Source organism: Pseudomonas sp. 32_A, assembly GCF_017490905.1.
Taxonomy (GTDB): Bacteria; Pseudomonadota; Gammaproteobacteria; order Pseudomonadales; family Pseudomonadaceae; genus Aquipseudomonas; species Aquipseudomonas inefficax.
Genome location: NZ_JAFGYI010000013.1, coordinates 105,586 through 131,763 on the forward strand (window position 1 = coordinate 105,586; position 26,178 = coordinate 131,763).

Sequence of the window (26,178 nt, forward strand, 5' to 3'; positions counted from 1 at the left end):
TTTCCTGTGCCGGCCTCTTCGCGGGTAAACCCGCTCCCACAAGTACAGCGCGATTCCTGTGGGAGCGGGCGTGCCCGCGAAGAGGCCGGCACAGGCAACACATCACTGAAGCCAGGGCGGCGCAGGCTCCTCTGCCCTGGCCTCTCCATGCTCGGCCTCGGCGCGCGCCGCGCGGCGCCGGGCGTCATCCAGCCGGGCTGCGTCAATTTCGCGCATCACGCCACTTACGTCGGCTTCATGTTCGTCATCCTCGAACACGCCGGTCAATTCGCTGTCAGGCAGCAATTTGCCCGCCTCGTACAAGGCCCAAATCTCCTGCGCATAACGGGTACTTTTCAGCTCCGGCGCAAAGCGCCCGAAATAATGGGCCATGTTGGCCACATCACGCTGCAGCATGCTGAAGGCGTGGTTGTTGGCCGCTGCATCCACCGCCTGCGGCAGGTCGATGATCACCGGCCCGTCCGGGCCAAGCAGCACGTTGAACTCCGACAGGTCGCCATGCACCAGCCCGGCACACAGCATCAGCACGATCTGGCGAATGACGAAGGCGTGGAACGCCCGGGCATCCTCGGCCTCGAGGTGCACATCGTTCAGGCGCGGGGCCGCGTCACCGTCGGCATCGGTCACCAGCTCCATCAACAGTACGCCATCCTGGAAATCGTAGGGCTTGGGAACCCTCACACCAGCGCCGGCCAGGCGGAACAGCGCCGCCACTTCGGCGTTCTGCCAGGCGTCTTCGGCTTCCTTGCGGCCGTACTTGCTGCCCTTGGCCATGGCCCGGGCCTGACGGCTGTTGCGGACCTTACGGCCCTCCTGGTACTCGGCCGCCTGGCGGAAACTACGCTTGTTGGCTTCTTTATAAACCTTGGCGCAGCGCACCTGGTTGCCACAACGCACGACATACACGGCGGCTTCCTTGCCACTCATCAACGGCCGCAGTACTTCGTCGACCAGGCCGTCTTCGATCAGGGGTTCGATTCTTTTGGGTGTCTTCATCAGGCTGCGTTCGGGGTCCTGGCTGTGATGGCGGACATCCTCTCACAGCCTGATGCGACTTGCTCGTCTGTCTTCAGGCCGAACGGCTCAGGCGCCCTGCCCTACGCGGCCAACCACCACCTCGCGCGCCCGGCGCCGTGTGACCAGAAGGCCCGAACACACCACCAGCACCGCCAGCACCATGGTCGATACCACTTCCAGGCGGTGGTCCGGGCGGAACAGCATCAGCACCAGCACGCCACTGATGAACAGGATCACGCCCCACGTCAGCCACGGGAACAGCCACATGCGGTAGCCCAATGTCTTGCCCTGTGCAGTCAGGCGCTGGCGCAGGCGCAGCTGGGAAACGGCGATAACCAGGTACACCAGCAATGCAATGGCGCCGGAGCTTGCCATGAGGAAGCCGAACACCTTGGCCGGTACCAGGTAATTGGCGATCACGGCCAAGAAAGCTGCGCCAGTGGACAGCAGCACAGCTACCACGGGGGTGCCGCTGCGGCTGGTCACCTGGGCACAGGCCGGCGCATCACCGCGGCGGCTCAGCGAGTAGACCATGCGCGAAGCGGTATACAGCGACGAGTTGAGGCAACTGGTCACCGACGTCAGCACCACGAAGTCGATGATGGCCTTGGCATTCGGCACGCCCAGGGTGTCCAGCACCGTGACATAGGACCCCTCGGTGGCCAGGCGCGGGTCAGTCCACGGCACCAGCGCGATGACGATGAAGATCGACAGGATATAGAACAGGGTGATCCGCCAGATCACCGAGTTGGTGGCCTTGGATATATGCTTGCCTGCTTCGTCCGATTCGGCCGCGGCGATGGTCACCACCTCGGCACCGAGGAACGAGAACATGGTAATCAGCATGGCGCTGAGCACCGCACCAAAACCGTTGGGCATGAAGCCGCCATTGTCCCACAGGCGCGACACCCCGCTGACACCAGAGCCTGGCAACAGGCCGAAGATGGCGCACACCCCCAGTGCGATGAAGCCGACAATGGCCACCACCTTCACCAGCGCCAGCCAGAACTCGAACTCACCGTAGTTCTTCACGCTGAACAGGTTGGTGGCGGTCAGCAACAGGGTAATCACCAACGACAAGACCCAGATCTCCAGCTGCGGGACCCAGGAATTGATGATGGTGGCGGCGATATTGGCCTCGATGGGGATGATCAGTACCCAGAACCACCAGTACAGCCAGCCGATGGTGTAGCCGGCCCACTTGCCGATCGCGAGGTCGGCATAGGTCGAGAACGAACCGGTGTCCGGTGAGGCAACGGCCATTTCGGCCAGCATGCGCATCACCAGCACCACCAGCGCACCGGCCAGCATGTAGGCCAGGATGGTGGCGGGCCCTGCTTCGGCAATCGCACGGCCGGAGCCGACGAACAGGCCGGCACCGATCACGCCGGCAATGGACAGCATGGTGACATGCCTGGATTTCAATCCATGACTCAAATTGTTCTTGTGGGTTTGCATGGCGCTACCTTGTTGTTTTTGTCATGCCCACGCAGGGGCCGCCGGCTTGCACGTCACCGACGCAGGCGCGAAAAAGCCCGCCCTGCCCCAGATGGTGAGTAGGGCAGTACGGGTTGAGTAAAACGAAACCGCAGAACGTATTACGGGTAGGTCAGCCGCCAGCCCGCTGGCGAGGCGCCAGGTCGGCCTTGGGGAAACTGCCGCCTTGGCGGCCGACCTGCTCGCATACCTTGTCGACGATGTAGGCACCGATCGGGATGGCGGAGGTGGCGGCCGGCGACGGTGCGTTGCACACATTGACGCTGCGAGCGGTGTTGACGAACAGGAAGTCGTCGATCAGCTTGCCGTCACGCGAAACGGCCTGGGCACGCACGCCGGCCGGGTATGGCGTGAGGTCGGCCTTGGTGATGCTCGGGCAGTACTTCTGTACCTGCTTGAGGTAGCCACCCTTGAACAGCGAGTTCTTCATCTCGATCAGGCCAGGGCGGAAGTTCTTCGCCAGCACCTTGAGGATGCCGGGGGTGGTCAGGGTCTGGAACAGGTCGGCCGGGCTGACATCGCTCTTGCGGTAGCCCTCGCGCTTCATCGCCAGCACGGCGTTGGGGCCAACGGTGACCGTGCCGTCGATCATGCGTGTCAGGTGCACGCCCAGGAACGGCATGGACGGGTCGGGAATCGGGTAGATCAGGTGGTTGACGATCTGGTTGTGCTGCTTGGGCAGAAGGTAATACTCGCCCCGGAACGGGCAGATGACGAACTCGGTACGCAAGCCCAGCATGCTCACCACGCGGTCGGCCATCAGACCCGAGCAGGTCACCAGGAAACGGCTGCGCAACTCGTCGTCACGATGCTCGCCACGCGTGCGCACAATCACTTCGCTGGCCAGCTCCTGCAGGCCGACCACCTCGGTGCCATAGCGGATTTCACCGCCGGCGCGCTGAAACTCGGCACCCATGGCCGCAGTCACTTCGGCGTAATTGACGATGCCGCTGGAGGGCACGAAGATGCCGCCCATGCCAACAATATTGGGCTCGCGCTCGCGCAGCTCCCCCGCAGACAACCAGTAGCGCTCCAGGCCATTGGCCGCAGTGCGCTCCCACAGCGCCTTCATGCGCTGCATTTCCAGGTCGTTGGTGGCCACCAGCAGCTTGCCGCACTCATCGAAGCGAATACCGTGCTGGGTGCAGAAGGCCTTGGTGGCCTTGTTGCCTTCCAGGCAGAAGCGCGCCTTGAGGCTGCCGGGGGTGTAATACACGCCGGCGTGGATCACGCCGCTGTTGTGGCCGGTCTGGTGGCGGGCCGGGCCGGACTCTTTCTCCAACAGGAGAATCTTCGCATCCGGGTAGACCTTGATCAGGTGCATGGCCGTGGACATGCCCACAATGCCACCGCCAATGATGATGAAATCGTACACAGCCTTACCTCACACGCAGGCATTGCCTGACTGGCTCACCACGGCCCGCGCGGGCCCTGGTGGCATCGTTTTGTACAAAGACGCTGGGCGGGCGCCCGCCCCGCGCCCTGTCATTATTGCCCGCGCTGGTACAGCGGCTTGGGGAAGGCCACGTAACCGCGCTGGCGCATCAGCTCGCGGCGCAGGCCTTCGTGCGGCGTGAAGCGGTCGCGGCCATGCAGCCAGAACAGGTTGTTGATCAGCAGGAAGCTACCCACGCCAACCGGTACCGAAAGCTTATTCTCGCTGCCTTCCAGCGATTCGGACAAGGCGTTCAGCCAGATGCCCTCCTCGTAGTTTTCCGGCTGCACGAACTGGTCGATGTAGCGCATGGTCGGGCGGCCTTCGGCATCGGTGTCGAATACCGAGTGGAACACATCCTCGGAGACCTTCTTGCTCGGCGGTGCGGTCCAGCGCATTTCGCGACGGGCCAGCGGGTGGCGGAAAAATTCGTCGCACTGCTCCCAGTCGTCCAGGTGCAGCAGCAGCGAATTGCCGCCTTCCATGTTCTTTTCGTCGATCTTCAGCATCAGCACGTAGTCGGTGATCTGGTCGACGAAGGTGCCATCGTTGTGCAGCTCCATGACCCGGTGCGGCTGGCGCAGGTAGCTGTCGGAGTTGTCGGTGTTGACCACCACGAAGCGGGCATAGAACTGGCCGCTCATGGCGTCGTAGTTGGAGCGCCCGATCAGGTGTGCGCAGGCGGTGGTGAACTTGACCATGTCCTCGGCCTGGCTCACGTCATCCAGGCCGACCGGGGTGATCAGCATGCCGCCGCTGGCGCGGTTGAGGATGGTATTGAGCAGCACCGGCCGCAGGGTGCCTTGGCACAGCTCGTCGAGGATCTCGCCAACCCGGAAGCGCAGGAACGACTTGTACTCCAGCGCCTGCACCGGCCACTGGGCAACCGCCTGGACGAACGCTTCGACCGTTTCACGGGCGAAGGTGAGTTCAAGCAGGCGCGGCGACTGTTTCGAGGGGGCGATGGTGTAACCACGCGGTTCGAGCGGCAGTGGCATCACAAGTTCGTCGATCTGCGTAAAAGCGTTCATGGCTGTGTCCTGGCAGAGAAAGTGAGTGGCGCCGTCCGGTCATGACCTGGATCAGTGCGGGCGAGGTAAAATTATCGCCATAACTACAAAATGTCTACATTTTTATTTAACAACGACAAAAGACGTGTTTGTCCATTGTTTTTCGCCAGCGAACGCTTTCGGTATGATCGACAAAACCGTTTGAGGAACAGGACCTTGGAAGCGCTCGCCCCCCGACAAAACTCAGCATTCAGCGGGTATGAGAGGCTCAAGAAGGACATCATCCGCGGCGTGTTCAAGCCCGGTGAAAAGCTGCTGATGAGCACCTTGAAGGAACGCTACGACCTGGGCGTGGGCCCGCTGCGCGAAGCATTGTCGCAGCTGGTGGCCGAGCACCTGGTCAACGCTATCAGCCAGAAGGGTTACCGCGTGGCGCCCATGTCGCTGGACGAGATGAACGACATCTACGATGCCCGCGCCAACCTGGAGGCGATGATCATCACCCTGGCCATCGAGCGTGGCGACGACGCCTGGGAAGCGTCGGTACTGGCCCACTCGCATACCCTGGCCAAGGTGGTGGAAGTGAAGACCCGCGAGCAGCGCCTGGATGTATGGGACGAGCGGCACAAGGCGTTCCATACGGCCATTGCCTCGGGCTGCGGCTCCAAGCACCTGCTGCAGGCGCGCACCTACCTGTTCGACCAGGCCGAGCGCTACCGGCATCTTTGGCTGACCCAGACGGTGTTTTCGGAACAGGCCCTGGAGCTCAAGCGCCAGGAGCATGCCGCACTGGTGGAAGTGATTCTGGCCCGGGACGCCAAGCGCGCCAGTGCCATGATGCGTTCGCACCTGATGACTCCGGTGCCGATCATTGCGCAGATAATGCATGCCGAGGGAATCGGCGCCCGCTGAAACAGCGCGGTGCCTGCTTCGCGGGTAAACCCGCTCCCACAGGGATGTCACCGCCCTCGGGGGCGACGCTGCACCTGTGGGAGCGGGTTTACCCGCGATGAGGCCAGTGCAGGCAAAACGCGCCAGATGAATTTTTCTTAAATCGCCGTTTGGCTATTCTTTGGCACAATCAAGTCTCCATTAGATGCCCGGGAACCAGCATGCCTCGCGTACTGACCATCGAAGACGACGCCGTCACCGGCCAGGAAATCGTCGCCGAACTTACCAGCCACGGCCTCGACGTGGATTGGGCCGACAACGGCCGTGAAGGCCTGGCCAAGGCCATTGCCGGCGGCTACGACCTGATCACCCTGGACCGCATGCTGCCCGAGGTCGATGGCCTGACCATCGTCACCACCCTGCGCAGCCTCAAGATCGCCACGCCGATCCTGATGATCAGCGCCCTCTCCGACGTCGACGAGCGGGTGCGCGGCCTGCGTGCCGGGGGTGACGACTACCTGACCAAACCGTTCGCCTCCGACGAGATGGCCGCGCGAGTCGAAGTGCTGCTGCGCCGTAACAGTGTACCCATGACCCAGACCCGCCTGCAGGTCGCCGACCTGCAACTGGACCTGATCAGCCACGAGGCCCGCCGTGGCGAACAGACCCTCAACCTGCTGCCCACCGAGTACAAGCTGCTGGAGTACCTGATGCGCCATAGCGGCCAGGTGATTACGCGGATGATGATTTTCGAGGAAGTCTGGGGCTATCACTTCGACCCGGGTACCAACCTGATCGATGTGCACATCGGCCGCCTGCGCAAGAAAATCGACTCCCCCGGCCAGTCGCCGCTGATCCGTACGGTACGGGGCTCCGGCTATGCCATTGCTGAACCCGTCTAAGGGCTGGAGCTCCTCGACCAGCCGCCTGCTGGCGCTGTACAGCTTTCTGTTCGTGGCCTGGAGCAGCATCCTCATGGGGGTGCTGTACTTCGAGGTGTCCAGCTACCTGAACAAGCTCACCCGCCATTCCATGCTGCAGCGCCAGCACCTGTTCGCGCACATGAGCGGCAAACAGCTGGACGACGCGCTGGTCGCCAGCCAGGCCTTCGAAGAACGCAGCTTCGACGCCTACGGCCTGTTCGACAGCCAGCTCAACCCGATCGGCGGGCGCATTCGTGCCATCCCGCCAGAGCTGGGGCTGGACGGCAAGGTTCACGAACTCAAGCGCTGCCTGGACGCCGACGACCCGCACATGCCGCGCGACAGCTGCGACGCGGTGGCGATCAAGGTGCAGGATGGCCGTTGGCTGGTGCTGGTGCGCGATAACGGCTCGCTGTTCGTGGTCACCCGGATCATCCTGCATGCCCTGCTCTGGGGGATCTCGCTAACCCTGATCCCGGGCTTTGCCGGCTGGTACCTGCTGAGGCGTCGCCCGCTCAAGCGCATTCGCGCGATCCAGGCCCAGGCCGAATTGATCGTCGCCGGCGACCTTACCCACCGCCTGCCGCTGTCGGCCCGGCGTGACGAGCTGGACATGCTGGCGGCCATCGTCAATGCCATGCTCGACCGCATCGAGCGGCTGATGCACGAGGTCAAGGGCGTGTGCGACAACATCGCCCACGACCTGCGCACCCCGCTCACGCGCCTGCGCGCCCAGCTGTACCGCATTCGCCAGCAAAGTGACGTCGACTCCACCCAGGCCGAGGCACTGGACCAGGCCATCGGCGAAACCGACACCCTGATGGCGCGTTTTCGCGGTTTGTTGCGCATCAGCGAGCTGGAAGACCGCCAGCGACGGGCCGGTTTCGTCCAGCTCGACCCGCACGAACTGCTGGTGGAGCTGCATGATTTCTACTTGCCGTTGGCCGAGGATGGTGGCATTCGCCTGGAACTGCAGCAGCCCGCTGAACTGCCGGCATTGCACGGTGACCGCGAACTGCTGTTCGAGGCATTGGCCAACCTGGTGGGCAACGGTATCAAGTTCACCCCCGAGGGTGGGCAGGTGCGGATTAGCGCGACGCAGGACGAGCAAGGCGTGCAGCTGGCCATCGAGGACAGCGGGCCAGGTATTCCGGAAGAGGAGCGCGCTGCGGTGTTGAAGCGCTTCTATCGCAGTGAGGAAGGCCACCGCCATGCGGGGTTCGGGCTGGGGTTGTCGATCGTTGCGGCGATCGTCGACCTGCATGGGTTCGGGCTGGAGGTGGGGCAAAGCGAGCTGGGTGGAGCGAGGCTGGTACTGCACTGCCCGCTCACCGGGCTAGCCAAATAGAAGCTGGGGCCGCTATGCGGCCCATCGCCGGCAAGCCAGCTCCCACAGGGACTGCGCAGTTCTTCAGTATTGCGCTGTTCCTGTGGGAGCTGGCTTGCCGGCGAAGGGCTGCAAAGCAGCCCCAATGGCATCGATCAGTCAGCCAGACGCCAGGTAGTGCCGCCCTTGCTGTCTTCCAGCACCACACCCATGGCGGTCAACTGGTCGCGAATGCGGTCGGACTCGGCCCAGTTCTTGTCCGCACGCGCCTGCAGGCGCGCCTGGATCAAGCCCTCGACCTCAGCGGCATCCACCTTGCCTTCGGCACCGGCACGCAGGAAGTCATCGGCTTCCAGCTGCAGAACACCCAGCACATCACCCAGCTCGCGCAGGCGACCGGCCAGGCCGGCAGCGGCCTCCACGTCGCTGTCGCGCAGGCGGTTGATCTCGCGCACCAGGTCGAACAGCACGGCGCAGGCCTCGGGGGTGCCGAAGTCGTCGTTCATGGCCACGCTGAAGCGCTCGACAAACTCTTCGCCACCCTTGGCCGCCACCCGTGGCAAGCCACGCAAGGCGTGGTAGAAGCGCTCCAGTGCGCCCTTGGCATCGCGCAGGCTGTCTTCCGAGTAGTTGATCGCGCTGCGGTAGTGGCTGGCCACCAGCAGGTAGCGCACCACTTCCGGGTGGTACTTCTCGAGCACGTCGCGAATGGTGAAGAAGTTGTTCAACGACTTGGACATCTTCTCGCCATTGATACGGATCATGCCGCAGTGCATCCAGGCGTTGGCGTACTGCTTGCCGGTGGCAGCCTCGCTCTGGGCGATCTCGTTCTCGTGGTGCGGGAACTCCAGGTCGCTACCGCCGCCGTGGATGTCGAAGCTTTCACCCAGGCAGCAGGTGGACATCACCGAGCACTCGATGTGCCAGCCCGGACGCCCCGGGCCCCATGGCGATTCCCAGCTCGGCTCGCCCGGCTTGACGCCCTTCCACAGCACGAAGTCCAGCGGGTCCTGCTTGGCTTCGTCGACCTCGATACGGGCACCGATGCGCAGGTCTTCGATCTTCTTGCGCGACAGCTTGCCGTAACCGACGAACTTGCCAACGCGGTAGTACACGTCGCCATTGCCCGGTGCGTAGGCATAACCCTTGTCGATCAGGGTCTGGATCATCGCGTGCATGCCGGCGATATGGTCGGTGGCACGCGGCTCCTGGTCCGGCGGAAGGATGTTCAGGCGGCGCTCGTCTTCGTGCATCGCGTCGATCATGCGGGCGGTCAGGGCATCGAAGCTTTCGCCGTTCTCATTGGCCCGGTTGATGATCTTGTCGTCGATGTCGGTGATGTTGCGCACGTAGGTCAGCTCGTAGCCGCTCTTGCGCAGCCAACGGGTGACCAGGTCGAAGGCCACCATGCTGCGGCCGTGGCCGAGGTGGCAGTAGTCGTACACGGTCATGCCGCACACGTACATGCGCACCTTGTTGCCATCCAGCGGCTTGAAGGTTTCCTTCGATTTGCTCAGCGTGTTGTAGATGGTAAGCACGGCGGTTCCTCAGCTGCCCCAGGAGTCACGCAGGGTGACAGTGCGGTTGAACACCGGGCGACCCGGCTGGCTGTCCTTCAGGTCGGCGCAGAAGTAGCCTTCGCGTTCGAACTGGAAGCGGTCCTCGGGCTGCGCCTGGGCCAACGACGGCTCGGCACGGCAGCCGCTGAGCACTTGCAGCGAGCCTGGGTTGATGTTGTCCAGGAAGCTGCCGCCCTCTTCGGTCTTTTCCGGGTTCGCCGAGCGGAACAGGCGGTCGTAAAGGCGCACTTCGCACTCGACGCTGCCCTCGGCCGGCACCCAGTGGATCACGCCCTTGACCTTGCGGCCTTCGGGGTTCTTGCCCAGGGTGTCCGGGTCGTACGAGCAGCGCAGCTCGACGATGTTGCCGTCGGCATCCTTGATCGCCTCGTCGGCGCGGATCACGTAGCTGCCACGCAGGCGCACCTCACCGCCCGGTTCCAGGCGCTTGTAGCCCTTCGGTGGCTCTTCCATGAAGTCGTCGCGGTCGATGTACAGCTCACGGGAGAACGGCAGCACGCGCACGCCCATGTCTTCCTTCGGGTGGCGCGGCAGTTCCAGCTGCTCGACCTGGCCTTGCGGATAGTTGGTGATGACCACTTTCAGCGGGCGCAGCACGCACATGGCGCGCGGCGCGGTGCGGTCCAGGTCGTCACGGATGCTGAACTCGAGCATCGACATGTCGACCACGCCGTCGGAACGGTTGGTACCGATCATTTCGCAGAAGTTGCGGATCGAGGCCGGGGTGTAGCCACGGCGACGGAAGCCGGACAGGGTCGACATGCGTGGGTCGTCCCAGCCTTCGACGTGCTTTTCGTCGACCAGCTGCTTGAGCTTGCGCTTGGACGTGATGGTGTAGTTCAGGTTCAGGCGGCTGAACTCGTACTGGCGCGGGTGTGCCGGCACCGGCAGGTTGTCGAGGAACCAGTCGTACAGCGGACGATGCCCTTCGAACTCCAGGGTGCAGATCGAGTGGGTAATGCCTTCGATCGCGTCCGACTGGCCGTGGGTGAAGTCGTAGTTCGGGTAGATGCACCACTTGTCACCGGTCTGGTGGTGGTGGGCATGGCGGATACGGTACAGGATCGGATCGCGCAGGTTCATGTTCGGCGAGGCCATGTCGATCTTGGCCCGCAGCACGCGCTCGCCATCCTTGAACTCGCCGGCCTTCATGCGGGCGAACAGGTCGAGGTTCTCGTCAACGCTGCGCTCGCGGAACGGGCTGTTCTTGCCCGGTTCCTTGAGGTTGCCGCGGTATTCCTTGGCCTGCTCAGGGGTAAGGTCGCAGACGTAGGCCTTGCCACGCTTGATCAGCTCGACCGCCCAGTCGTGCAGCTGGTCGAAGTAGTTCGAGGCGTAGCGCACGTCACCGGCCCAGTCGAAGCCCAGCCACTTGACATCGCTCTGAATGGCGTCGATGTACTCCTGGTCTTCCTTGGCCGGGTTGGTATCGTCGAAACGCAGGTGGCAGACGCCCCCGAATTCCTTGGCCAGGCCGAAGTTGACGCAGATCGACTTGGCGTGACCGATGTGCAGGTAGCCATTGGGCTCCGGCGGGAAACGGGTGACGATGCTGCTGTGCTTGCCCGAGTCCAGGTCGGCCTGGATGATCGGCCGCAGGAAGTTCGCAGGGACAGCGGGGGCGCCTTTGGCAGCGGCGTTGGGCGCGTTGTCGGCAGTGGGCTTGCTCATAGGATCCTTGAATGCACGTGTCCGGCCTGGGTAGGCCGATTGAATCAAAGGGCCTATCATAGCCGAAGCCGTCAAGCTGCTGACAGTCGGGCCCGGACAAACTGGCGTGATTTATCACGGCTTTTTGCCGCAGCCTGGCAAAATGGCCGGTGCGCGCCATGTGTCGTGATCGCCTGATCCTGCGTCAGGTGATAACCCGCGCCCTGCGCACCCCAATTTCTGATTGCCTTGAAAGAGCGAGTTTCAGCATGTCCAAAGTCAAACTGAGCACCAACCACGGCGATATCGTCCTGCAACTGGACGCCGAGAAAGCGCCACTGACTACCGAAAACTTCGTTCAGTACGTCAAGGAAGGCCACTACGATGGCACCGTGTTCCACCGTGTGATCAAAGGTTTCATGATCCAGGGCGGCGGCTTCGAAGCGGGCATGAACCAGAAGAAAACCCGCGCCAGCATCCAGAACGAAGCTGACAACGGCCTGAAGAACAAGAAGTACAGCATCGCCATGGCCCGCACCATGGAGCCGCACTCCGCCTCGGCGCAGTTCTTCATCAACGCCTCCGACAACGACTTCCTCAACCACAGCGGCAAGAACGTGCAGGGCTGGGGTTACGCGGTATTCGGCGAAGTGATCGAAGGCCGTGAAATCGTCGACGCCATCGAAAAGGTCGCCACCGGTTCCAAGGCTGGTCACCAGGATGTGCCGAAAGAAGACGTAATCATCGAGAAAGCCGAGATCATTGAGTGATCCTGCTGATCTCCGATCTGCACCTGCAAGAAGAACGCCCGGACATTACCCGGGCGTTTCTTGATCTGCTCGATGGCCGTGCCCGCCACGCCAAGGCGTTGTACATCCTTGGCGACTTCTTCGAAGCCTGGATCGGCGACGATGCCATGACGCCCTTCCAGCACTCGGTCTGCCAGGCCATGCGTCGGCTGAGCGACAGCGGCACGGCCATCTACCTGATGCATGGCAACCGTGATTTCCTGATTGGCCAGGCCTTCTGCGACGCTGCAGGCTGCACCTTGCTGCACGATCCCAGCGTGATCAAGCTGGGGGGTGAGCAGGTACTGCTGATGCATGGCGATACCCTGTGCACCCGCGACCTGGCCTATATGAAAATGCGCCGCTTGCTGCGCAACCCGCTGAGTTTGTGGATTCTACGCCACCTGCCGCTGTCGGCCCGCTACAAGCTGGCGCGCAAGCTACGCAGCGAAAGCCGCACGCAAACGCGGATGAAGTCCACCGAGATCGTCGATGTCACGCCGGAGGAAGTACCGAAGGTGATGGCGGCGCATGGTGTACATACCTTGGTGCATGGGCATACCCATCGGCCGGCGATACACAAGCTGGTGGTGGACGGGCAACCGGCACGGCGTATCGTGCTGGGCGACTGGGACCGCCGCGGCTGGGCCTTGCAGGTCGACGAGCAAGGGTTTCAGCTGGCGCCGTTCGAGTTTTCCTGACCAACCGAGTCGCCTTCTTCGCGGGTAAACCCGCTCCCACAGGTAATGCACAGGGCTGAATGCGCCGCGATACCTGTGGGAGCGGGTTTACCCGCGAAGAGGCCGGCACAGGCTAACGCCTCAAGGCCGGCTGACCACCGCCCCCGTGTCTCCCTCGCTGATCACCACTTCCCGGTACTCGGGATCAGCCTTGATCTGCGCCTCGGTAAACGGAATCACCGCCAGTTGCCCGGCCGCAAACGCCCTGGTCTGGTCACTGGCATGCACCGAAGCCGCTTCACTCGACTGGGAAAACGCCAATAGCCCACGGGCCTCTGGCCCCTTGTCGGTAAAGCTGACCAGTTGCAGGTAGCTGGTACCACTGACCACCAGTCGCTTGCCCTGCCCATGCGGGACGCTGTAGATCGCGTTGTACACGCCCAACGCCTGCGGGCCACCCGGCACCGGCGTGCCATCACTTGCCTGTTGCACCTGCCCCCAACGCGCCTCCCCCGTTATACCGCTGTCACTCACCTGCTTGAGCGAAGCCAGCGCGGCCTGGTGCAGCAGTTTGCGCACAGCTGCTTGCTCGACCGCCAACCCACGCGGGGTATGCTGCGGATCGGCCGGGTCAAAGGCCACCCGCCAGCTTTCCGGGTGCTCGGCCATGGCATCGAACAGGTTCTGGAAATGCACCAGGCCAATGCCACTATCCACGTCAGCCTTGCCATTCCAGGCCGCCAGGCTGCTGCACACAGCCCGCACATCCGCGTCGGCGCCCTTGCACCACTGCAGCAGGTCAGGCAGTAACAGGCTGGCCAGGTAGACCTCGTCATCTGTCACCATGCGCTGCAGGTCGTCAGCACCCAGGCGGGCCGTACCCTGCAGGCGTTGCAGGGCAAAGCGGCCACGCATGCCCAGCGGCTGGTCATCGCGGCTGACCAGCGGCGAATACCCGGTCAACGGCTGCGCCGGGTTGGCCATCCAGGCCGTGTCGTTGGAATTCTGCACGAAGTCTTCGCGCTCCAGGCTCGGCAGTAGCCGCGCAGGGAAGATCCCCGGCTGTGCGGCCTGCGCATCGACCTTCCACTGGCAGGCGCTGCGTGAGCCATCCAGTACCACCAGGCGCCCTTGTGCCTGCGGGTTGCTGCACTCACTCAGCAGTTGCTGATCCACATAAGGCACCACTGACTGGTTCAGGTACAAGGCCTTGCCTGGCTGGTCCACCGCCAGCGTGTTGACCCAGGGTATGCCCTGCAGCTGTTCGATCGACCCCTTCAACTTCGCAAGGCTGTCGGCGCGGTTGATCTGGTACCACTGCTGCAACACCCGGGTGTTCTCGAGGTTGGCGTCGCGCAGGCTGTAGGCGGCATGCGCGTCCCAGTCCAGGCGCCCCGGCCATTGCACCACCGGGCCGAACTGCGAGCTGTAGACCTGGCGCTGGACCTGGCTCAGGCTGCCATCCTCGGCCTTGACCGCAACACTGACGGTTTGCCGGTTCAGCGGCAGCGACTTGCCATCGAGCAGGTAGCGGGTCGGGTCCTTGGGGTCGAGTTGCAGGCGGTACAGGGTAAAGTGCTTCGACGTATCGACGGTGTGCGTCCAGGCCAGATGCTGGTTGAAACCGATGTTGACCACCGGCAGGCCCGGCAATGCCGCCCCCATCACATCGAGCTGGCCGGGAATGGTCAGCTGCATCTGATAGAAGCGCATGCCGCCCATCCACGGGAAGTGCGGGTTGGCCAGCAACAAGCCGCGGCCATTGGCCGAACGCCGGGCGCCGACGGCCACCCCGTTGCTACCGCGCTCCGTGGCAAAGCGTTGCTGCATGGCCAGCGCCGCAGCAAACCCTGCCGGCGCCTGCTGGCTGGCCAGCGTTGGCGGTTGCGCCCCTGCCAGTGCTTCGACGAACTGCCCGACACCGCCTTCGGCAAGTAACCGACGGGTCAGCCTGACCAGGTCCTCGCTGCTGATCGGCCGCAGCCACTCGCCGTTGCCACATTCGGCGGGTAGACCCTGGCTGCGGCGCTCGGCCAGCGCCCGGTTGTAGCCACTGGCATAACCTGCCAGCAGCGCCTGTACCGGGGCCGGCTGCGCCTGCAAGAACGCATCGACTGCCGCCGGCGTGTTGAGCCAGGCGAAGAACACATCGCTGGCCAGGTTTTCACGCTGTTCCAGGGTCTTGCCCTTGGCACCGAAGTAGCGTGAGCGCTCGCCACTCACCGTCAGCACTTCATTGGCCAGCAAGCACAGGTTGTCCTGGGCGTAGGCGTACCCGATGCCATAGCCCAGGCCGCGCTCGTCCTTGGCCACGATGTGCGGCACCCCGTAACTGGTTCGGCGAATCTGCGCACTGGCATCGGCTGCGGCGGACTGCACCGGCGCTGCGCCGACGTTGAAGGCTACCAGCGCGGTGGCCAGGCCAACGCAATTCATGGGACGGGAAAGTTGAAACACGGGCACTCCTCGGCTTCGGGGGTCATCCCGATCAGACGAATGGCCAGATGAAAATTTTACGTATTACAAGGCAATGGAACGTCTTGAAATATAACGTCTTGAACAGAGCCAGGCTTTTTTTTGCGACTGGGCTGCAGTTTTTCCGTTCTCATTCGTCCTAGTAAGTGAGGCACCCAAATTTCGGGTTCGTCCACGAAAAGGAGCATTCACATGTACAACCCGCAACCCGAGATCCAGGCTGGGCGCGTCCCAGGCAAAGCGCCCACGGAACAGGACGTTTTGGCTGACGAACGCATCGGCAACGAACAGATTCGCGAGCTGTTGCGCAGTTTCGGCCTGCGTACCAGCTTGATCCGCCTCAAGGTCATCGATGCCTTGCACGCCGCCGACCGCAATGGCCGCAGCATTGGCGTGCGCGGCGTGCACGCACAGCTGGAACAGCTGGATATTCCGCTGTCGTTCCTGAGCGTGCGCGAAGTGCTGAAGCGGCTGTGCAGCGAGGGCGTCATCCAGCTGGGCAGCGACAAATGCTACAGCCTCGACCCGCAGGCACGCGCGGTGCTGGAGCGAACGCCTGTGCGCTGAGCGCATGGCCGGCCATGCCTGGCCGGCCCGCCAGGATCAGGGCTTGACCTTGCGCCGCAGGATGCCGTTGATCACCACGACCACCACGGCGATGGCGATGGCCAGCATCTGGAAGGTCTGCTCACTGATCGTGCCCTGCTTCTGCAGGTGAGACAGGCCCAGCATCAGGCCCAGTACCACCAGGATGATCAGAAGGGAATATTTGAGGCGCTGCACGTGTGTCATCGAAGGTTCCTTGCAACATCAGGGGCAAATGGCTCGCAACGAGCCGCGGCAATGATACAACGGCCATAGGCCCCGGCGCTGCATTTCCTGCTGGGTGGGGCGGCGCCGGCCTGAAAGCATGGGGCTTCCAAGCACCCATGCCGGAGGCACCATGTACAAACCCCTTCTGTTCGCGTCGCTGTTGCTGACCCCCTTTTCCCTCCAAGCGCTGGACACCCGCCAGACCCCGACCGAGCAACTGCTCGAACTGGGCCGCGAACTGGCTGCCAGTGCCGGGGCCAGCCAATGGCAACAACTGTGGCAGCGCGTGCGCCAGGCCGGTTACCTGCAGGCGAACGGTACGTCGGTGCATTTCACTGTCCCCCCGGCGCAACTGCCCGAACTGGCCCGGCAAACCCTGGCCCGGGCCGACCAGGTACAAGCGCAGCAGCAGACCCAGGCACTGTACCGCCGCAACTTTGCCGACCAGGTCATCGGCCACCGTGACGGGCAGCCGCTGCATGCACTGTGCCTGCTGGTCGATTGGCGCACGCTGCCACAAGACATGCGCAATACCCCCCAGGCGTACCTGCCCAGCGCCAGCCTGCTGAGTAGCTATCCGTGTGATTGAGGGTTACCACACCCAATGCGCAACAGAGGGAGTTCCCTGATGGGAAATCGCCCGCTACAGCCAATTATTGAAGCCATGTCCTACAACACCGGATATCGCTGCCTGCAAAACCTGTTCGCGGAAGCTACAAGCCCCAACCCATATGGCGCCTAGCGACATGACTCGGCCGTCACAGAAAATCCAGTCACACCTTCGACATAACGCCGCTGGTGATCGTGTAGCACAGCCCATCCGTCCCGAAGGAGCGCCATATGCAACTGCCAGACTTGAGCCGCATCGATATCAGCCAACTGCCCCATTCGCTGCAAGCCCTGATCGACTGCATCGGCATCGACAACGCCTACCAGCTGACCTGCGCCTATGGCGGCAGGCCCAAATACATCCCCAAACACCGCGAGCGCACCAAGCTTGCCGACGTGCTGCCGCCCGAAGCGCTCGACGCGCTGATCAAGCGCTTTGCCGGTGTCGCCCTGGAAATCCCCAAGGCTGACCATTTCATGCGCCAGTTGCGCAACCTGCAGATCCAGAAGGAAAGCGCAAACGGCTTGTCCCGCAGCCTGCTCGCCGACAAGTACGGCCTGAGCCTGCGCCAGATCGGCAACATTCGCCGCCAGGAACATTGCGCTCGCTGAAGCGCCGGCATCGTGACCAACACTGACGCCCACGTATAACCCAACCAGAAAGAGACCCCAGCATGTCGATAGATAACAGCCTCATCGGCTCCGTAATCAATGCCCTACCGATGGACCGCATGATCGCGGGCCCCCTGCAGGCCATGGTCCAGGCCCAGGTCACCGCCAGCAAATCCTACGCCGACTTCCTGATGCAGGTGTGCGTCCAGGACGGCAAGGCCGTGGCCATCCAGTTCGACTACGACGAAACCATCGTCGACGAACAAGGCGAGTACAAGGGCGTGGTCAGCAAGACCATGAAAGTGCCGCTTGTCGCGGCAATCACCCACCCAAACATTTCCATCGAAGAAGGTAATGTCGAGTTCGAGCTGGTCATCAACCAGATGTCGGAAGACGTTTCCAGCAAGGACATGAGCGCTGAGGCAAGCGGATCGCTGGGCTGGGGGCCGTTCAGGCTCAACGTGAAAGGCAGCGTCAGCCACAAGTCCACGCAAACCCGCAAGACTGATACCCGCGCACGCTACGCCTTCAATACCACCTTGAAGCGCCAGGACCCGCCTGAAGCGATGATGCGGGTAATCGACTTCCTGACCGACGCCGCGACAAAGCCGACCGTGGTCAAGACCGCCACACTGGAAAGCGAGGACGTGATTTCCCAGGCCGATACTTTGAGGCACCCTGCGGCCGCCAGGGCCCCGGCCCTTGGCACCGAAACCTCTTGAGACGCACCTCCCCGCCCCGAACAGCCCCCCTGACCAGGGGGGCACCACCTGGCCTGAGGAGTCGAACCATTGGATAAATCCCCCGCCCCAATGACTTCCATCGACCTGCGCGAAATCACCCGTGGCCTGCAGGAAGCTGCCAGCGCTACCAACAGCCTGATCGCGCAACAGTACATCAACCTGTTCGACCAGTTCTTCGAGTGCGACACCGAGGTGCTGGGCGGCCCCATGAAAGCCAAGATGGTCGAAGTGGCCATGGACGGCCAGCACATCATGCGCGTGCCGCTGTTCGCGCTGGTGTCGCCCAAGGGCCTGGCCCTCGAGCGCATGCAGGTCGACCTTTCGGTAAGGGTCAAAGGTACCGAAGCACAGCAGGCACTGCTGACCGCAGGCGAAAACAAGGCGGCGAGCTTCAAGGTCACCATCGGCGGCCAGGGCCGTCAGGGCGACAACCGTGACCCCGATGAAGTGCAGATCCGCATGCAGTTCCAGGCCAGCGAGCCACCGGAAGCCCTCAATCGGCTGATCGAGGAATACACCAGCCTGATCATCCCGGTACGCGCCCCCAGCCCGCCGCCCTCGCCCGATACCAATGAATACATCGAGGCGGCCACCGTGCGTTGACGGCCGCCGCGCAGGCTCAGAAGTCGCGCTTGTAGAAGATGTCCAGTGAGCTGGCCAGCCCGCTGGCAGCCTCGAGATACACCTTTTTGCTCAGCTTGTAGCGCAATGCAATGGTATTGGCGGGCTCGAACACCCCCACCCCGTAGCGCAGGCTCAGCTTCTCGGTGAGGTTGCCACTGGCGACCACGCTGGTGGTATTGCCCGAACCTTCGGTGTCCAGTTGGAAGTCGTCGATGCCCAGGCTCGAGGCCAGGCTGCCGGTGATGCCCGCGCTTCCCGCCAGGCCCAGGCCCAAGGCCGCCTCGGCGAGCATGTTGTTGTCTTCGCCGGAAGCGCCCAGAGGCCGCCCCAGTACCAGGTACGAAAGCGCCTGTTCCTGGCTCATGGCCGGCTCCGAGAACACTTTGCTGGTGGGCTGCTCGGCACTGCCGCTCAGGCGGATACCGGCAATCACATCGTCGACCTTGCGAATCGCTTCAATGTCCAGATACGGCTGATCGATCGGGCCTGCGAACAGCAGCCGCGCCCGGCGGATGGTCAGGCGCTGGCCGTAGGCACGATAGCGGCCGTCGGCCAGGCTCAGCTCGCCACGGGTGTCGAGGTTGTCGCCGATGTGCACATGGCCGAGCAGATTGGCCTTGAGACCAAAGCCGCTGAACGAAAGCTTGTCGCGGCCCACTTCCACATCGATGTCCATGGCCATCGCCATGGGTGGCTTGCCCTCTTCGGTCTGGTGACCGACGATCACCGTGTCATCCGAAACCTTGACGGTAGACGGTGGCAGCTCACGCACGGTGATCGTGCCCTTGGGCACCTGTACCTTGCCGGTAACCGCCAGCTTGTCGTCGACCAGGCGCAAGGTCAGGTCCGGGGCGACCTCCAGTGTCGCATAGGGCTCGACCGTGATGGGCAGTTGCTGGCCCTGCAGGCGCAGGTCCATGCCCAGTGCCTGGCCCCAGGTGAGGTTGCCGTTCAACTGGCCGCGCCCCGCTTCGCCACTGTGCCAGCCGCCATTGAGCTGCACCTGCTCGCCGGCAATCACTGCCTGCAATGACAGGTCCTCGAGGCTCACCGGCAGCTCGGCGCCACTGACTTCGCCGCCGCTGAGCATCAGGTTGCCGTTGACCTGCGGCGCCAGCAGGGTGCCCGACAGCCGGCCGCTGCCATTGAGCTGCCCGGCCAGGCGCTCGACCATGGGCACGAACGGGCGCACCACCGACAGGTCAAGGCCGGCCAGGCGAAAATCACCCGAAAGCGGCTTGTTCCTGCCCAGTGGATCGAGGCGGGTGTTGACGTTCAGCTCGCCCAGGCGCTCGCCGCGGAACGACAGGCGAGTATCGACGCGCCGTGGCGCCAGCGTACTGTCCAGGCGCAAGGCCTGGTACGGGAAGTCGACCCAGCGGTCCTTGTCACGCACGCGCAGGGTACCGCCACTGGCATCGACGACGATGTTGCCCTTGGGGCCGCTGGCCGGGATGTCCAGGTTGATGTCGGCATTGAGCAGGCCCTGCCAGGCGAAGTCCTTCGGCAGCCACTGGGCCAGGCTGTCCAGCGGGAACTGCTTGAGGTGGTAACGCAAGCGTGGCTCGGGGGCCAGGCGCTGGTCCTCGCCACACAAGCTGGCCTGGCCGGAGCGCCAGCAGTGCGCAGCAAAGTCCAGTTGGCCGCTGGCCAGCCGCTGCAGGCGCGCCGGTGCCTGCAAGCGCCAGTCCTGGCCGCCGGCCTGGATCCGCCCACTGGCCAGGCGCCCACGCCAGTCCCCCTTGTTCAACTGGCCATCCAGGCCGAGGTCGAGCTTGAGCTGCGGGCCGTCCAGCGCCAGGGTCAAGGCTTGCTGGCGAATGTCACCTTTGCCGTTGGCCTGCAAAGTCCCCAGGGCCGTTTCACCCAGGTGAATGCCGCTGGCCTTGAGTTCGATCACGCCGCGCTGGGCGTTGTCCAGGCGGGCATCCAGGTTCAGCTGCTGCAAGCGGTTTTCCACCTGGGCCAGCCGTTGGCCCTGCAGGGTCAGCGTACCTTGTGGGGCCTGCAAGGTGCCGGCGACGTCCAGCCGGCCCTTGACCTGGCCCTGCAACCTTGGCCACAACTGGCCGAGACGCGGCAGGTCGAGGTCGAGCCGCCCGGCCAGGCGCTGCTGCAGGCTGCCGCTTCCATTGATGCGGTTATCCCCCAGCTGGACTGCCAGCGCGCCCAGGGTCCAGCTCTGCCCTGCCCCCTGGGCCTCGACCTTGAGCATTGCCGGTTGGCCGCGCAGGCGGCCTTTCAAGTCAAGCCGGGCATCGAGGCTCAGCGCGTCGCCTTTTATCTCGCCTTTGCTGCGCAGCGGCCCCGCCAGGGTACCCGGCAACTCGGCCAGCCAATAGGCCGGGTCGAGTGCCGACAACTGCAGGTCGACATCCCATGCCAAGGTATCGGCAAAGCGCACGGCGACACTGCCGGCAGCCTTGCCTTGCCCGGCGGTCAGCGCCAACTGCGGCAGTTTCACCTGGCTCAGGTCACCTTCGAAGGGGCTGGCCAGGCTGAACGCGCCGGCCGGGCCATCCAGGTCGCCATTGAAGGTGCCCTGGTAGTTGCCATCGCGATAGTGCACCTGGGCCATGAACCGCTTGAGGGTGACCTCGGGCGGTGTCTCCAGTGGATACAGGCGCAGCCACGGGAAGTCCTGCCAGTCCAGCTGGGCATCGGCGACCAGGCCTTGCTGCCAGTCAGCGGTGGCTTGCAACTTGACCTGCTGGGTATCGCTGGCGTTCAGGTCCAGGGCATCGAGCCTGGCGCCTTTGCCGTCGACCAGCCCGGACAACAGCAAGGCGATCGGCGACTGCTCGGCCGGCAGGCTGGCCGCCCCCGAAAGTTGATAGCCCTTGCGCAGGTCGCCGCTGGCATCGAGCTTGAGCTGGTTGAACTGCACGGTGTCGGGCAACGAGGCCGCCGGCTTGAATGCCTCGGAGCGGATCTGCAAGGTCGCTGGCAGGTGCTCGGCCAACGCCTGCAATTGCCCGCTCAGCGTGGCGTCGAGGTAACCGCTGCTGGTGCCGGCGAGTTTCAGGGTTTTCTGCAGCTCGCCGGTGGCGGTCAGCGCCAGCTGCCACGGTTTGCCGTCCACCGCTGGCAGTTGCAGCTGCGCCTGGAGCTGCACCGGCCAGTCAGCTTCGGGCTGCAGGTCGCCCTGCAGGTTCAATTGCAGGTCATCGCGCTGCAGGTGCAGGCTGTCGATGCGCAGCCCGGTGCTGGTCCAGTGCGCCGCCAGTTGCAAATCGCCAAGCAGGTCACTGCCATCCTGGCGCAACTGGCCAACCTTGACCTCACCCAGCTCGATGGCCAGCGGCAAGCGCAGGGCCGGCAACTGCAGCGGGCCACTGTCGGCCGATTCGCCGCTGGGCGCAAAGGCCATGTCGATGCGCTGCGCCTGCAACTGGTCAATGCACAAGGTAGAGCGCAGCAGGCATGCCGGCGACCAGGCCAGCAGCGGTGCCTGCACCTCTACCGTGCTGCCGTCATCGGCCCAACTCAGGCGGCTGGCTTGCCAGCTACCTGCCAGGCGGCCCTGGAAGTCAGCCACCTCAAGCCCGGGCACCTTGCCCAGCACCCAGCGGCTGCCAGCTTCGGTCCCCAGCAGCAGGCCGAGTACCAGGCCCAGGCTTGCGGCTACCCCGAGCAGGCCCGCCAGTATGTACTTGATCACGCGTTTCACAGCTCAGGCCCCATGGAAAAGTGCAGGCGAATTCCCCCTTCATCATCCAGCGCCTTGGCCAGGTCCAGGCGCAGCGGCCCGACCGGCGACACCCAGCGCACGCCAAAACCGACACCGGTCTTGAGGCTTGGCAGCTCCAGGTCGTTGAACGAGTTGCCCTGGTCGACGAAGGTTGCCAGCCGCCACTTTTCGGTCAGCGAATACTGGTACTCGACACTGCCGGCGACCAGGTAGCGGCCGCCGATGCGGTCGCCGTCGCTGTTCTTCGGTGACAGGGTCTGGTAGTCATAGCCACGCACGCTCTGGTCGCCACCGGCGAAGAAGCGCAGTGACGGCGGAATGTTGTTCTTGAAGCCATTGGTCGCGCTGCCACCGAACTGCACCCGGCCTAGCAAGCGATGGTCACGGCCAAGCGTGGTCAGGCCCTTGAGCAGCACGTTGCCATGCAGCAGGTTGGTGTCCGAGACCAACCCTTCGTTGGCCACCTGTACATCGAACTGCAGGCGGTAGCCGTTATGCGGATCGATGCGGTTGTCACTGCGCAGGAAGGAGTAACTCACGCCGGGCATCAGCAGGTTGCTCAGCCCGGAGTCATCACCCAGGCGGTACTCCTCGCGCTGGTACTTGAGGGAGATCACCCGCTGCCAGCCGCTTGGCAGCTTGCTGTGCCACTCGGGGCCCACCGTCAGCAGTTTGCTGAGGGTGTCGGTGCCGGCAATTTCTTCGTTCTGGTAGCCGCCAGCAAAGCGCAACTTGTCGGTCAGCGGTGGGTCGAGGGGGATGTCGTACCAAAGCCCGACGTTCTGCCGGGGCGCCGACAGTTCGGTCTCCCAGCCGTAGCTATGGCCCTGCGGGTTGACCCAGTGGCGGGTCCAGTTGGCCTTGCCACGTGGCCCGACGTCGGTCGAGAAGCCCAGGCCCAGGCCCATGGTGCGCGGCTTGCGGGTTTCCAGGCGGACATCCACGGGAATTTCTTCGCCCACGGCGGCGGTGGGCGCCGCATCCACGCGCACGCCTTCGAAATAGCCGCTCGATTGCAGGTCGTTGTTCAGCTCGGCGATCAGTTCCGAGTCGTAAGGTGTACCCGGCTTGAACGAGACCATGCGCTGCAGCAGGTCGTCGTCCAGCGGTGTGTCGCCACCAAAGGTGACGGCACCCAGGTGATAGCGCGGGCCGCTCTGGTAGACCAGTTCGATATCGGCCACACCCGCCTGGGGGTCGACCGCCAGGCGCTGGCGGCTGAAGCGCCCACTGAAGAAGCCATAGCGCGATGCCTGGTTCTGGATCAGCCGCTTGGCATCTTCGTAATGGCCGTGGTTGAGTTGTTCGCCCGCGCGCAAGGCCTTGCTGTCGGGAACGCGAAAGGCCTTCATTTCGCTGGCGGGGCCTTCGATGCGTACGGTCACGTTGCGCAGGCGAATCGGCTCGCCGGGGTCGATGGTGATGATCAGTTGCGGGGAGCGGTCAGCCTCGCTGGCGGGCTTGACCTCCGTGTCGATCTGCGCCTGGTAGTAGCCAAGTGCCTGCGCGGCTTTGCGCGCCTGCTCCTGGGCGCCGCGACTGAAGCGCAGCAGCGCTTCTTCATCGCGGTCGCCAAGGGTACCGATATAGCCTTCGACATTGGCCTTGAGCGCCTTGTTGGCCGGTTTGACCTTCACCAACAACTCGCTCTGGCCCCATGCTGCGAAACTGGCGACCCAGATAACCAGGCCCCAGGTCAATCTTCCTGAATACGTCATGCGGCGCATGCTACCAGAGCCGGGCGCTCAAGGGAGCCGCCGCGCAGTCTGCTCAGGCAAAAGCAGAATTGGAAGAGACCGGGTTGGGATGGAAGAACACCCTTTCACGGATTGGTCCTACAGCCACCTCACCAATTTCCTCATAGCCCTGGCGCTGGTAAAAGGCCAGGTAGTGCTCGTTGCCGGTGTCCAGCACCACACCCTGGGTACCAGGGTCGTCTGCGCACCAGTCATGCACAGCTTGTAACAATTGCTCGCCGTAGTGCTTGCCCTGGAATTGCGGGTGCACGCCCAACAGCGGCAGCACATGCACCTCGTCGGTGGGCAGGCAGGTGGCCAGGGCGGCCTGGTAGTCCATGTAACGGCGCGTACAGCGCAAGCCGGTGCCCATCATCATGCGCAGGCGCCAGGCCCAGCTGTCGGCCACGCCCAGCCGGCGCATCGGCGGCACGATCAGGGCCAGGGCGATCAGGCGATCCTCCACCAGCAGGCCGATGGCGGGCAGTTGCAGGTAGAAATGCTGGCGTACCCACTCGCGCACCATCACCCGCAGGCGCCGCTCGTAGCCTGGGCGCTGGGCCTCGAAGATATAGGCAAAGGTAGGTTCGTGACGGTAGGCGTTGTACAGCAGCGAACGCGCCTCGCGGCTGTAGCCGTCATCGAGCAGGCAGACACGGGCCGGAGTGGCAGTGGTTTCGGGCATTGCGGGCAGTCCTCCTGGAATGGGCTTACAGTGCCCTGGCAAGGACGTTAGCAGCAGGCTCCCGAAGCCGCCATGCTGGTGATGGCAAGCGATGTCGGCTAGCATCGCGCCTTTTACCGGGATCATCTTTCCATGAAGATCGTCTGTTTCAACATCAACGGCTTGCGGGCCCGCCCGCACCAGCTGGCGGCGCTGATCGAAAAGCACCAGCCGGACGTGATCGGCCTGCAGGAAACCAAGGTCAGCGACGATCAGTTCCCGCTGGCCGACGTGCAGGCGCTGGGCTACCACGTGCATTACCACGGGCAGAAAGGCCACTATGGCGTGGCCCTGCTGTCGCGCCAGGCACCACTGAGCCTGCACAAGGGCTTTGCCAGCGATGAGGAAGACGCCCAGCGCCGCTTCATCTGGGGCACCTTCGCCGATGCCGATGGCAACCCGATCACCATCATGAACGGTTACTTCCCCCAGGGTGAAAGCCGCGACCACCCCACCAAGTTCCCGGCCAAGCAGCGTTTCTACAGCGACCTGCAGGCGCTGCTGGAAGGCCAGTTCCGCAACGACCAGCCACTGCTGGTGATGGGCGACATGAATATCTCGCCGCAGGACTGCGACATCGGCATCGGCCCGGACAACGCCAAGCGCTGGCTCAAGACCGGCAAGTGCAGCTTCCTGCCGGAAGAGCGCGAGTGGATGGAGCGCTTGAAAGGCTGGGGCCTGGTGGACAGTTTCCGCCACCTGTACCCGGAAGTGACCGACCGCTTCAGCTGGTTCGACTACCGTAGCCGCGGCTTCGAGGACGAGCCCAAGCGCGGCCTGCGCATCGACCTGATCATGGCCTCGCAGCACCTGGTACCGCGGATAAAGGATGCGGGTGTGGACTATGAACTGCGCGGGATGGAAAAGCCGTCGGACCATGCGCCGATCTGGCTGGAATTAAGCTGAGTTTAGCGGTGAAGCCACAAGGCGCATGCCTTGGATCTTGTATTGCCTGTGAGATCGGGCGCCGCCCGCGCGGCGCTTCGCGGGGCAAGCCCGCTCCCACATCTGTTTCGGGCCAATTATTCCTGTACCAGGTGGGTTGCAGCCTTGGTGCATGGCTGGAGATGGATGAGGAGCAGTTGCCCACCCTTGATATCGAATGGAACAAACAAGGCGGACAGAGGTGACCTCACAGGAGTGACTGGCCCGAAACAGATGTGGGAGCGGGCTTGCCCCGCGAAGCGCCGCGCGGGCGGCGCCCGATCTCACAGGCAATACAAAGCCCAAGGCATGCGCCTTGTGGCTTCACCGCTAAACTCAGCTTAATTCCAGCCAGATCGGCGCATGGTCCGACGGCTTTTCCATCCCGCGCAGTTCATAGTCCACACCCGCATCCTTTATCCGCGGTAC

Annotated in this window: 22 protein-coding genes and 1 pseudogene; 11 read left to right on the plus strand and 12 right to left on the minus strand. The window is 63.6% G+C overall.

All coding sequences use genetic code 11. The annotated features are described in order from the left end of the window. Positions 1-102 precede the first annotated feature (102 nt). From J5M58_RS10675 to glaH, 4 genes are all read right to left on the minus strand, one after another. Positions 103-996, minus strand: a complete 894-nt coding sequence (locus J5M58_RS10675) for a PA4780 family RIO1-like protein kinase (protein WP_112253497.1) — start codon at positions 994-996, stop codon at positions 103-105. A gap of 87 nt (positions 997-1,083) precedes the next feature. After that, a complete protein-coding gene (gabP, locus tag J5M58_RS10680; RefSeq protein WP_207878111.1) occupies positions 1,084-2,475 on the minus strand; it encodes a GABA permease in 1,392 nt (463 codons plus the stop codon). A 151-nt stretch (positions 2,476-2,626) separates the two neighbouring features. Further along, a complete protein-coding gene (lhgO, locus tag J5M58_RS10685) occupies positions 2,627-3,889 on the minus strand; it encodes an L-2-hydroxyglutarate oxidase (protein WP_112253495.1) in 1,263 nt (420 codons plus the stop codon). A gap of 113 nt (positions 3,890-4,002) precedes the next feature. Beyond that, the gene (glaH, locus tag J5M58_RS10690) at positions 4,003-4,980 is read right to left on the minus strand and encodes a glutarate dioxygenase GlaH (protein WP_112253494.1); all 978 of its coding nucleotides are present in this window, start codon (positions 4,978-4,980) and stop codon (positions 4,003-4,005) included. A 195-nt stretch (positions 4,981-5,175) separates the two neighbouring features. On the opposite strand from glaH, the gene csiR reads away from it, so the two are divergent. From csiR to J5M58_RS10705, 3 genes are all read left to right on the plus strand, one after another. Then, positions 5,176-5,871 (plus strand): DNA-binding transcriptional regulator CsiR, encoded by a 696-nt coding sequence (gene csiR / locus J5M58_RS10695; RefSeq protein ID WP_015270630.1) that lies wholly within the window; start codon positions 5,176-5,178, stop codon positions 5,869-5,871. A gap of 200 nt (positions 5,872-6,071) precedes the next feature. After that, positions 6,072-6,752 carry a response regulator transcription factor gene (locus J5M58_RS10700; RefSeq protein WP_112253493.1) on the plus strand — a complete coding sequence of 227 codons (681 nt, stop codon included), beginning with the start codon at positions 6,072-6,074 and terminating at the stop codon, positions 6,750-6,752. After that, positions 6,730-8,121: a HAMP domain-containing sensor histidine kinase gene (locus tag J5M58_RS10705; RefSeq protein ID WP_207878112.1), complete on the plus strand. Its 1,392-nt coding sequence runs from the start codon at positions 6,730-6,732 to the stop codon at positions 8,119-8,121. Before J5M58_RS10700 ends, J5M58_RS10705 begins: the two co-directional genes overlap by 23 nt. Before the next feature lie 134 nt (positions 8,122-8,255). Here J5M58_RS10705 and cysS read toward each other — a convergent pair whose 3' ends face one another. Both cysS and J5M58_RS10715 read right to left on the minus strand, forming a co-directional pair. Beyond that, positions 8,256-9,638, minus strand: coding sequence for a cysteine--tRNA ligase (gene cysS, locus J5M58_RS10710; protein ID WP_207878113.1), 1,383 nt, complete (start codon positions 9,636-9,638; stop codon positions 8,256-8,258). 9 nt (positions 9,639-9,647) lie between these two features. Beyond that, a complete protein-coding gene (locus tag J5M58_RS10715; protein ID WP_112253489.1) occupies positions 9,648-11,351 on the minus strand; it encodes a glutamine--tRNA ligase/YqeY domain fusion protein in 1,704 nt (567 codons plus the stop codon). 248 nt (positions 11,352-11,599) lie between these two features. On the opposite strand from J5M58_RS10715, the gene J5M58_RS10720 reads away from it, so the two are divergent. Together J5M58_RS10720 and J5M58_RS10725 are read left to right on the plus strand one after the other, a co-directional pair. Then, positions 11,600-12,100, plus strand: a complete 501-nt coding sequence (locus J5M58_RS10720; protein WP_112253488.1) for a peptidylprolyl isomerase — start codon at positions 11,600-11,602, stop codon at positions 12,098-12,100. Further along, positions 12,097-12,819 carry a UDP-2,3-diacylglucosamine diphosphatase gene (locus tag J5M58_RS10725; protein ID WP_112253487.1) on the plus strand — a complete coding sequence of 241 codons (723 nt, stop codon included), beginning with the start codon at positions 12,097-12,099 and terminating at the stop codon, positions 12,817-12,819. Before J5M58_RS10720 ends, J5M58_RS10725 begins: the two co-directional genes overlap by 4 nt. A 120-nt stretch (positions 12,820-12,939) precedes the next feature. On the opposite strand, the gene J5M58_RS10730 is transcribed toward J5M58_RS10725, so the two are convergent. Then, positions 12,940-15,234 carry an acylase gene (locus J5M58_RS10730; protein WP_207878120.1) on the minus strand — a complete coding sequence of 765 codons (2,295 nt, stop codon included), beginning with the start codon at positions 15,232-15,234 and terminating at the stop codon, positions 12,940-12,942. Positions 15,235-15,465: 231 nt separating this feature from the next. On the opposite strand from J5M58_RS10730, the gene J5M58_RS10735 reads away from it, so the two are divergent. Further along, positions 15,466-15,840 carry a fe2+ zn2+ uptake regulation protein gene (locus tag J5M58_RS10735; RefSeq protein ID WP_112253485.1) on the plus strand — a complete coding sequence of 125 codons (375 nt, stop codon included), beginning with the start codon at positions 15,466-15,468 and terminating at the stop codon, positions 15,838-15,840. Positions 15,841-15,876: 36 nt separating this feature from the next. Here the strand turns inward: J5M58_RS10735 and J5M58_RS10740 are convergent, their stop codons facing one another. After that, entirely contained in the window at positions 15,877-16,065 is a 189-nt protein-coding gene (locus J5M58_RS10740; protein WP_003248064.1) for a hypothetical protein, read from the minus strand. 151 nt (positions 16,066-16,216) lie between these two features. Here J5M58_RS10740 and J5M58_RS10745 point away from each other — a divergent pair, with 151 nt between their 5' ends. The 4 genes from J5M58_RS10745 to J5M58_RS10760 all read left to right on the plus strand — a co-directional run bounded on the left by J5M58_RS10745 (position 16,217) and on the right by J5M58_RS10760 (position 18,653). Beyond that, the gene (locus J5M58_RS10745) at positions 16,217-16,675 is read left to right on the plus strand and encodes a hypothetical protein (RefSeq protein WP_207878114.1); all 459 of its coding nucleotides are present in this window, start codon (positions 16,217-16,219) and stop codon (positions 16,673-16,675) included. 251 nt (positions 16,676-16,926) lie between these two features. Beyond that, positions 16,927-17,307: a Mor transcription activator family protein gene (locus J5M58_RS10750; protein WP_112253483.1), complete on the plus strand. Its 381-nt coding sequence runs from the start codon at positions 16,927-16,929 to the stop codon at positions 17,305-17,307. Positions 17,308-17,369: 62 nt separating this feature from the next. Then, a complete protein-coding gene (locus tag J5M58_RS10755; RefSeq protein WP_207878115.1) occupies positions 17,370-18,029 on the plus strand; it encodes a DUF2589 domain-containing protein in 660 nt (219 codons plus the stop codon). A gap of 69 nt (positions 18,030-18,098) precedes the next feature. Then, positions 18,099-18,653 carry a DUF2589 domain-containing protein gene (locus tag J5M58_RS10760; RefSeq protein WP_112253481.1) on the plus strand — a complete coding sequence of 185 codons (555 nt, stop codon included), beginning with the start codon at positions 18,099-18,101 and terminating at the stop codon, positions 18,651-18,653. A gap of 16 nt (positions 18,654-18,669) precedes the next feature. On the opposite strand, the gene J5M58_RS10765 is transcribed toward J5M58_RS10760, so the two are convergent. Genes J5M58_RS10765 through J5M58_RS10775 form a run of 3 tightly spaced genes read right to left on the minus strand, consistent with a single transcriptional unit; the run spans position 18,670 to position 24,786 of the window. Beyond that, complete coding sequence (locus J5M58_RS10765) at positions 18,670-22,344, minus strand: translocation/assembly module TamB domain-containing protein (RefSeq protein ID WP_207878116.1); 3,675 nt, start codon at positions 22,342-22,344, stop codon at positions 18,670-18,672. Then, positions 22,341-24,083 carry an autotransporter assembly complex family protein gene (locus J5M58_RS10770; RefSeq protein WP_207878117.1) on the minus strand — a complete coding sequence of 581 codons (1,743 nt, stop codon included), beginning with the start codon at positions 24,081-24,083 and terminating at the stop codon, positions 22,341-22,343. The genes J5M58_RS10765 and J5M58_RS10770 overlap by 4 nt, the downstream gene beginning before the upstream one ends. A gap of 52 nt (positions 24,084-24,135) precedes the next feature. Continuing rightward, the gene (locus J5M58_RS10775) at positions 24,136-24,786 is read right to left on the minus strand and encodes an N-acetyltransferase (RefSeq protein WP_207878118.1); all 651 of its coding nucleotides are present in this window, start codon (positions 24,784-24,786) and stop codon (positions 24,136-24,138) included. Between the two features lie 132 nt (positions 24,787-24,918). Here J5M58_RS10775 and xthA point away from each other — a divergent pair, with 132 nt between their 5' ends. Next, positions 24,919-25,731 carry an exodeoxyribonuclease III gene (gene xthA, locus J5M58_RS10780; protein ID WP_112253478.1) on the plus strand — a complete coding sequence of 271 codons (813 nt, stop codon included), beginning with the start codon at positions 24,919-24,921 and terminating at the stop codon, positions 25,729-25,731. 354 nt (positions 25,732-26,085) lie between these two features. Here the strand turns inward: xthA and J5M58_RS10785 are convergent. Further along, a pseudogene (locus tag J5M58_RS10785) lies at positions 26,086-26,178 on the minus strand (exodeoxyribonuclease III); the annotation flags it as partial.

Coding starts and splice junctions, on each gene's coding strand:
- gabP (WP_207878111.1), bottom strand. CDS start 2,475: ATGCAAACCCACAAGAACAATTTGAGTCATGGATTGAAATCCAGGCAT.
- J5M58_RS10730 (WP_207878120.1), bottom strand. CDS start 15,234: ATGAATTGCGTTGGCCTGGCCACCGCGCTGGTAGCCTTCAACGTCGGC.
- J5M58_RS10745 (WP_207878114.1), top strand. CDS start 16,217: ATGTACAAACCCCTTCTGTTCGCGTCGCTGTTGCTGACCCCCTTTTCC.
- J5M58_RS10720 (WP_112253488.1), top strand. CDS start 11,600: ATGTCCAAAGTCAAACTGAGCACCAACCACGGCGATATCGTCCTGCAA.
- glaH (WP_112253494.1), bottom strand. CDS start 4,980: ATGAACGCTTTTACGCAGATCGACGAACTTGTGATGCCACTGCCGCTC.
- J5M58_RS10700 (WP_112253493.1), top strand. CDS start 6,072: ATGCCTCGCGTACTGACCATCGAAGACGACGCCGTCACCGGCCAGGAA.
- J5M58_RS10735 (WP_112253485.1), top strand. CDS start 15,466: ATGTACAACCCGCAACCCGAGATCCAGGCTGGGCGCGTCCCAGGCAAA.
- J5M58_RS10740 (WP_003248064.1), bottom strand. CDS start 16,065: ATGACACACGTGCAGCGCCTCAAATATTCCCTTCTGATCATCCTGGTG.
- J5M58_RS10755 (WP_207878115.1), top strand. CDS start 17,370: ATGTCGATAGATAACAGCCTCATCGGCTCCGTAATCAATGCCCTACCG.
- J5M58_RS10775 (WP_207878118.1), bottom strand. CDS start 24,786: ATGCCCGAAACCACTGCCACTCCGGCCCGTGTCTGCCTGCTCGATGAC.
- J5M58_RS10750 (WP_112253483.1), top strand. CDS start 16,927: ATGCAACTGCCAGACTTGAGCCGCATCGATATCAGCCAACTGCCCCAT.
- J5M58_RS10715 (WP_112253489.1), bottom strand. CDS start 11,351: ATGAGCAAGCCCACTGCCGACAACGCGCCCAACGCCGCTGCCAAAGGC.
- J5M58_RS10705 (WP_207878112.1), top strand. CDS start 6,730: ATGCCATTGCTGAACCCGTCTAAGGGCTGGAGCTCCTCGACCAGCCGC.
- J5M58_RS10675 (WP_112253497.1), bottom strand. CDS start 996: ATGAAGACACCCAAAAGAATCGAACCCCTGATCGAAGACGGCCTGGTC.
- J5M58_RS10770 (WP_207878117.1), bottom strand. CDS start 24,083: ATGACGTATTCAGGAAGATTGACCTGGGGCCTGGTTATCTGGGTCGCC.
- xthA (WP_112253478.1), top strand. CDS start 24,919: ATGAAGATCGTCTGTTTCAACATCAACGGCTTGCGGGCCCGCCCGCAC.